The sequence below is a fragment of the Sporomusa sp. genome, from assembly GCF_035561255.1.
Lineage (GTDB): Bacteria > Bacillota > Negativicutes > Sporomusales > Sporomusaceae > Sporomusa.
The window spans coordinates 21,362-28,097 of sequence record NZ_DATMXX010000232.1 but is presented as its reverse complement, the minus strand read 5'-3'; the positions used below and the strand labels follow the sequence as shown (position 1 = coordinate 28,097).

The 6,736-nt window shown below is 43.9% G+C and carries 6 protein-coding genes; 1 reads left to right on the top strand and 5 read right to left on the bottom strand.

The annotated features are described in order from the left end of the window. Nucleotides 1-91: 91 nt before the first annotated feature. Both VN379_RS13140 and VN379_RS13135 read right to left on the bottom strand, forming a co-directional pair. Complete coding sequence (locus tag VN379_RS13140; protein ID WP_325534530.1) at nucleotides 92-964, bottom strand: MBL fold metallo-hydrolase; 873 nt, start codon at nucleotides 962-964, stop codon at nucleotides 92-94. Then, a complete protein-coding gene (locus tag VN379_RS13135) occupies nucleotides 954-1,826 on the bottom strand; it encodes a polysaccharide deacetylase family protein (RefSeq protein WP_325534528.1) in 873 nt (290 codons plus the stop codon). Before VN379_RS13135 ends, VN379_RS13140 begins: the two co-directional genes overlap by 11 nt. Before the next feature lie 266 nt (nucleotides 1,827-2,092). Here VN379_RS13135 and VN379_RS13130 point away from each other — a divergent pair, with 266 nt between their 5' ends. Next, nucleotides 2,093-4,678: a RyR domain-containing protein gene (locus VN379_RS13130; RefSeq protein ID WP_325534526.1), complete on the top strand. Its 2,586-nt coding sequence runs from the start codon at nucleotides 2,093-2,095 to the stop codon at nucleotides 4,676-4,678. Nucleotides 4,679-4,757: 79 nt separating this feature from the next. Here the strand turns inward: VN379_RS13130 and VN379_RS13125 are convergent, their stop codons facing one another. The 3 genes from VN379_RS13125 to VN379_RS13115 form a co-directional block, all read right to left on the bottom strand. Next, nucleotides 4,758-4,901: a hypothetical protein gene (locus tag VN379_RS13125; RefSeq protein ID WP_325534524.1), complete on the bottom strand. Its 144-nt coding sequence runs from the start codon at nucleotides 4,899-4,901 to the stop codon at nucleotides 4,758-4,760. Continuing rightward, a complete protein-coding gene (locus VN379_RS13120; protein WP_325534522.1) occupies nucleotides 4,902-5,756 on the bottom strand; it encodes an aldo/keto reductase in 855 nt (284 codons plus the stop codon). A gap of 168 nt (nucleotides 5,757-5,924) precedes the next feature. Next, the gene (locus VN379_RS13115; protein ID WP_325534520.1) at nucleotides 5,925-6,686 is read right to left on the bottom strand and encodes a 4Fe-4S binding protein; all 762 of its coding nucleotides are present in this window, start codon (nucleotides 6,684-6,686) and stop codon (nucleotides 5,925-5,927) included. Nucleotides 6,687-6,736: the final 50 nt, after the last annotated feature.

Here is a 6,736-nt window from a genome sequence, read left to right as displayed (position 1 = left end):
CCCTCATTACTGTAAAAAACATAAAAAAGAACCGTCCACGCTGTTTAAACTAACAACATGGCCGGTTCTTTTGGTAAATCCGCTGAACTTTTCACGCAGAAAAAACTTTTTCTTTTAATACAGTTTTTATCATACCTTGCGCATTTAATCTAAAAGCGTTAGTTGGCTGTTCCAGCCTGCTTTGCTCATCGCGAAACATTTTTTCATATTCTATTAAGATTTCCTCGTTATTATAGCCTTGTTTAAATAAGCGAAGAATAAATTCTTTAGTTTCTTCTATCGCCGTAAGGCAGTTTTGCCAATAACCAGGCCTGTCATCTTCACTGACCAAGCCAAAGTGTGGCGAAATAATGAACCGGGGATTTATTGCCTGACACTTATGAATGGAGGCAATTGCCTCAGAATAACTGGTTATAAAGCCAGGATAAATCTTACCGGTTTTACTCATACAGCCTGTTGTTTCGCTGGGAAACAAAGTCCCATCACTAATTAAAAATGATAAGGAACATTTCGTATGACCCTGAGTTTCTATCACCGTAATGCTTGAACCACCCAGCTCCATGATGTCGCCATCATAGATGCAGTGATCTACCTTCAGCAGCGCATCGTCATATTCCTCTAGAATACCGGCATTATAAATCTGTGCCGCCTGTCTGGCAAGCTCCCTGATTGTATGTAAAGCATTCTGCCTGTGTAAAATACGCTGGGCATGTTCTGCTCCAAGTACCATACTATCAGGCCATGTTCTTTTTAAATAGGGAATGGCGCCAACATGGTCATAATGGGAATGGCTGATAAATATATAATCTAACACCCTTGTGTCAAGTACCTGCCTGATGTTGCTAATCAGCTTATCCCCACAGTAAGCCATGCCGCAATCAATTAATGCTGTTTTCTCTTTCCCCAGTATTAAAAAAGAGTTGCCGCCTTTGCCACCTGTAACATCCACAATTTCATTCATCATTCACCTTATAGTCGCTTATATTTTTTTGATTTAGCAGCTCCGAATCAATAATCTCAGGTAAATAATCCAGTAGTTTGGGGCTTGTCAGGTTCCTATTCAGTCTGGTAAGTAAAGTGTCAAAATCAGTTGTATTGAAGATGGGGATTCGCCGCAGTAAGAAGATATTGTCTCTGCCGGGGTTGTTTAAACCACTTAATACTGTAAAAGCTCCCTGGTAACCACTTGCTTCTGCCGCTTTCCATACAGGCAGATTATAATAGCCGTAGGGATAAGAAAAAAGCAGCGATTGCCGGCCTGTTATCTGCTCAAGCTGACGTTTATTGGCAGAGATTTCGTTTCTTACGGCTGCTTTACTCAATTGGGTCAGGTCACGGTGAGTCATAGAATGCCCGCCAACACTAAAACCGGTTTGGGCCATATCCCTTACTTGCCGGGCTGAGAGCCGCCGGTCTTTGTCAACATTAATTCCCACCACTAAAAAAGTAGCCGTAAATCCATATTCTTTCAGGATTGGCACAGCACAGATGTAATTATCATCATAGCCATCGTCAAAAGTGAACATAATTGGTTTTTCCGGCAGGGACACCTTTTCCCCGTTCATATAACCTACCAGCTGCTCTGGTGTAATAGTCTCAAAACCAGCCTGGTACAGCAGCTGCATTTGCCGCTCAAACTCGGCAGCGGTAACGGTTAGCCGGGGTAAACCACCATCATCGTTGCCCACATGATGGTACAACAGCACAGGAATCCCTGCTTCGGAGCCGGCTTTGGCGACAGATCCTGAAAATAGCATTAAACCTAGCAATATGACTCCTATAGCCTTTTTGGTAAGCGCTGAAAAATCACTTGCTTGCTTTATCATAGCAAACACCTCGAGATTTAGTATATCATTTTTGTCGGTTCGGGACAATGCATCCATCCCGGTATGCCAGGACAGTACATACCAGCTTTTCTCATTGACAACGCTTCACCGCTGGCTCTTGACTTTTGCTTTTGCCACACACACCGGCCTGCAGGACTTTAACGCGTTGTATATAATATCAATTATCAATGATATAATACATATAATATCAATTAAGTATGGGTTATCCAGTATTGAGAATTCAACCCAGAAGGAGGCTGCAAACTGTGGAAAATACGAAAATGAACATTGTCGTCTCCGGCGATATATGTGTAAATGTACACCAGTGGCGAACCAGGCATCAAGGCACACCTGGGTTTAACTGGCAATATTTCCCTCAATTCCATCAAGACATCAAGAACGGTACAGCATTATTATTGGCAAAACTTGTTGCCTTATCAACAGGAGCTGCCATACATTCGCCCCAACTGCAGGATAACGGGAAGAGCCTGCCGCCGGAGATTCTGCGCTCCACCCAGGAACTGGGCCTCTTTCCGGTAAATAATAATGAAAACCGCAATAATAAGGTGTATCGGGTAGCACACTTCCTGGGGTTCACCGGTCCTGCTGCCGGCGCACCTACATTACTGCCAATTGTCGATGATGATGTGCACGCCCCGCTGGTCATATTAGATGACAATAATGACGGTTTTAATTCTCACAAAGAATACTGGCCATTAGCATTAAAGTCGCCCGGCACATCGCCTATTGTTATCTATAAAACGAATAATCCTGCCAGCTCAAACCCTATTTGGAAACGAATCGAGAACCACCACCTGAATAATACCATTGTGGTCATCTACGGGGATGATTTACGGTCCAAAGGTGTTAATATCAGCAAAGGCCTCTCCTGGGAAAAAACGGCTCTGGACTTTGTGTGGCAAATAAATAATAACCCCACGCTCGCCTATCTGGCCAATGCCCGCCATCTCATCGTACCCCTGGGCCTGGAAGGCGCAATCTATTATAAAAATGACAAAATAGCAGCAGAATCCCGCTTGTTTTTTATGACAAATGAGTTTGAGGGTAGTTTCATCAAAGAGTCTCAGGGGAAAATGTACGGCCTCTCCTCTTGCTTTGTTGCCGGGCTTGCCCACAGCATTGTTTCCGGCCTGCAGGTCCAGGAGGATCTAACCAAGTCTGTTGAGGAAGGAATTCGCGAAGGGATAGTCGCCGCCCAAAAATACTTTACTTACGGCTTTGGTGAGAATATCTCCAAAAGCAACTTTCCTAATCCGCTAATCTTTACTGAAGGCGAAAATGACTTTATCTACAAAGAGCAGATCCAGGATGTACCTATACGTAATTCAAACAACCCTAAATGCCGGGCCTGCTGGTACATCATTAAAGACAAAAGCTCTACCGGGTTGTCGGAAATTGCCTACGACATTGTAAAAAACGGCGAAAAAAGCGCCCTTAAATTCATCCCTATTGCCAAGTTTGGTAATTTAATTACAGTGGACAGAACCGAGATTGAAGGCTATCGCAGCATAAAGAATCTCATCCTGGAGTATATCTCTGCCAAAAATATTGCCCGGCCACTCTCAATCGCAGTTTTTGGGACCCCGGGATCAGGCAAGTCATTTGGCGTTACAGAAGTAGCTTCCAGCATTGCTCCCGGTTTAATTCAAAAACTGAATTTTAATTTATCCCAACTGCAAAGCCTGGCTGATCTAGTTGCTGCCTTTCATAAAGTACGGGATCTTTCCCTGGAAGGTAAACTTCCGCTCGTATTTTTTGACGAATTTGATTCATCCTTTAATGGCAATCTGGGATGGTTAAAATACTTTCTGGCACCGATGCAGGACGGAGTATTTCGGGAGGGAGATTCCCTGCATCCACTCGGTAAAGCCATTTTCGTTTTTGCCGGTGGCACAAGCAATACCTTTACTGAGTTTTGCGGAGAAACGATTCATGACGAAACAGAGTACAAACAATTCTTCAAACAGTTTCAAAGTGCTAAAGGACCGGATTTTGTAAGCCGCCTTAGAGGATATGTCAATATCTTAGGTCCCAATCAGACAGATGAACATGGGGATCATTTATTTGTCATCCGCAGGGCCATGCTGCTCCGTTCCCTCTTAGAACGCAAAACACCGCATTTGATTAATGAATACAAACAGGCTCAGATCGATGACGGGGTATTGCGGGCCCTGCTTAAAGCACCACGCTATAAACATGAATCAAGATCAATGGAAGCAATACTTGAGATGAGCAGGCTATCCAATGCAAAAAAATGGGAGCAATCACACCTACCCTCAAAAGAGCAGTTGAAGCTGCATGTGGATGAGGAACAGTTTTCCCGCCATCTGATGCATGATGCCTTCTTCAGCGAAAAGATTGATCAACTGGCGATGGATCTCCATAATAAATCAGTATATCTGCGCGAAGATAATTACTATCCGGATTCCAGTTGCCTGTGCCCCTGGGATGACCTCAGCGAAGAGCGGAAGACTTCAACCCGTAACCTGGCTAAGCATATCCCCAGTGCGTTGCGCAAAATAAACTATGATGTTGTTTCGGTTGAAGAAAAGCCGGCGGCAATTGAATTTACCGAAAAGGAGTTGCGGATTTTAGCGGAGTATGATCATAAACGCTGGTCACTGGAGAAAAAAGAAGCCGGCTGGAAATACAGTAAGCTGTTTAACGACCTAAGGAAGCTACATCCATTATTAATTCCGTGGGATAACCTGACACCCGAAATTCAATACAAAATCATGGAGAACATTAAATACTGGCCGGAAATTCTGGCAGATTCCAACTTCACCATTGAGCGACTGAAATCTTTGTGCTATTGCGAGACTCAATTGTAATTTAAGGAAAAAGCACCGTCCCTGAGAATAAGGGGCAGTGTTTTGGGGCAAGTATGGAGCAGCCCTTTTTGCAGGTGCACTATCTGTCCCTGAATTTATATTTTGCTTCAAGGTCTTCTTCTAACCGGTCTGTTGCATTCCCCGGACTTATCGACAGTTTAGAAATTTCCTCACGCATGTCTGGAGTCATAGTAAAATCAGCAGCCGCTAATGAATCCTCCAACTAACTTACATTCCTGGCACCAATAATTGGAGCAGTAATCGCAGGGTGAGACTGAACCCAGCTAATCGCTAAAGTTACCGGGTTTACCCCTAGCTGCTGCGCATAATCAACAAAACGTTCTGCTATTGTGTAATAGGAAGGCTCGCTATACCGTTTACCATAGGCCTCCTTTTCAACAAGCCGGCCGGTCTGCAGCTTTACCCGGTCTGAATATTTTCCGCTTAACAGCCCGGCCCCCAGGGGATTATAGGCGATAACGCCTAACTGTTCTGATGCCGCGAGTGGCAGTATCTCCACCTCAGCCTGTCTTTTCACAAGGCTGTACATTGGTTCAATACATTCAAAACGGGCTAAGGCCTCCCTGGCAGAGATACCTAATGCCTTGGCGATCTGCCAGGCGGCCCAGTTGCTTACCCCCAGATAGAGCACCTTTCCCTGGTGTACTAAATCATCAAGTGCCCGTAAGGTCTCATCCATTGCGGTAAATGGGTCAAAGTAATGAATAAAATATAGATCAATACGATCAGTTTTTAAGCGGGTAAGGCTCTGTTCTATCGAACGCATAATATGACGGCGGGACGAACCGACTGCATTAACATCTTTCCCTGTCCGCTGTGAAACCTTTGTTGTTATAATGACATCGTCCCGGCAATCGGCAATGGCTTTTCCGAGAATCGTTTCCGCCCTGCCCTCACTATAGTTATTAGAACAATCAAAGAAGTTAACCCCGGCAGCTCTGCACTTGTGAAATATGCGCATGGCTTCCCCTTCCTCTGTCTCGCTGCCAAAAGTCATCGTTCCCAAACAAAGATTAGAAACCAGGACGCCTGTTCTTCCTAATATTTTATAATCCATGTTACCCTCCCCCGCATTGCTTAACCTTAGAATAAACTGGCGCTATGATCCACGCACTGTATTACCTACCACATGTAAACTTGCCAGTAAATATCCTTATTATAACATTTCAGCCCCTGCCATTCTACCAAAATGACAAGGGCTGAAACATCCTGCTGGGGAGTTATTCTAAGATAAACCCACCGGACAACACTTCAAACAATTAAAACACATATATTGATTTCCTAAATACGCTGCTTGCCTCAGCCGGGAGTAATGTTCGTCCATCAGCATATCTTTCTGTTCCTCCGGCGATCTACCTAAACGCTGCAGTTGAAAAGTAACATCAGCAACCAAACCATAAGGCTGTGAGTGGCCCAAACATTTCATAACATCTGTCCTTCCCTCCTCATCTAATGCCCTTGCCGGACAATTTTTAACACACAGATTACAATGAATACAAAAGTCCTGATCACACTTATCTGAAGGTTGTAAATCAAGATTAGTAATAATACTCGTAAAAATAACACGTGTTCCAAACCGGGGATGGATAACAAGATTATGGCGGCCAAAGATTCCCAGGCCGGCGGCAACCGCTGCATGGCGCTGGGAGAAATCAGCTATTGCTTTGCGGTCATTGTGTATTTCAATAGGATATGAAATTGACACAGTAGCTACCTTTGCTTTGTATTTGTTCTCCATAAGCCGTGCAATACGATAACTGGCAGTGCGTGCAAACGACCCTAAATCCAAATAACCATTTTGAGCAGCACTCATACTAGGGCTTTCACAGCTTGTTAGCGTTTTAAAGGCTAACACAATAATGGATTTTGCATCAGGTAAAAACTTTGTAATTTCATATGATTTCGGGCTTTGATAATCATCAACACAGGCAAAACCAACATCATCGACCCCTAATTCCAGAGTAAAATCTCTAATTTGCTTCTCCATTACATACCACTCCCCTTTTTTAAAGAATTATGTGTATATGCACTTATTTT

Excerpts from the sequence above, each read along its gene's own strand:
- VN379_RS13140 (WP_325534530.1), bottom strand. The coding sequence starts at position 964 with ATGATGAATGAAATTGTGGATGTTACAGGTGGCAAAGGCGGCAACTCT.
- VN379_RS13135 (WP_325534528.1), bottom strand. The coding sequence starts at position 1,826 with ATGATAAAGCAAGCAAGTGATTTTTCAGCGCTTACCAAAAAGGCTATA.
- VN379_RS13120 (WP_325534522.1), bottom strand. The coding sequence starts at position 5,756 with ATGGATTATAAAATATTAGGAAGAACAGGCGTCCTGGTTTCTAATCTT.
- VN379_RS13115 (WP_325534520.1), bottom strand. The coding sequence starts at position 6,686 with ATGGAGAAGCAAATTAGAGATTTTACTCTGGAATTAGGGGTCGATGAT.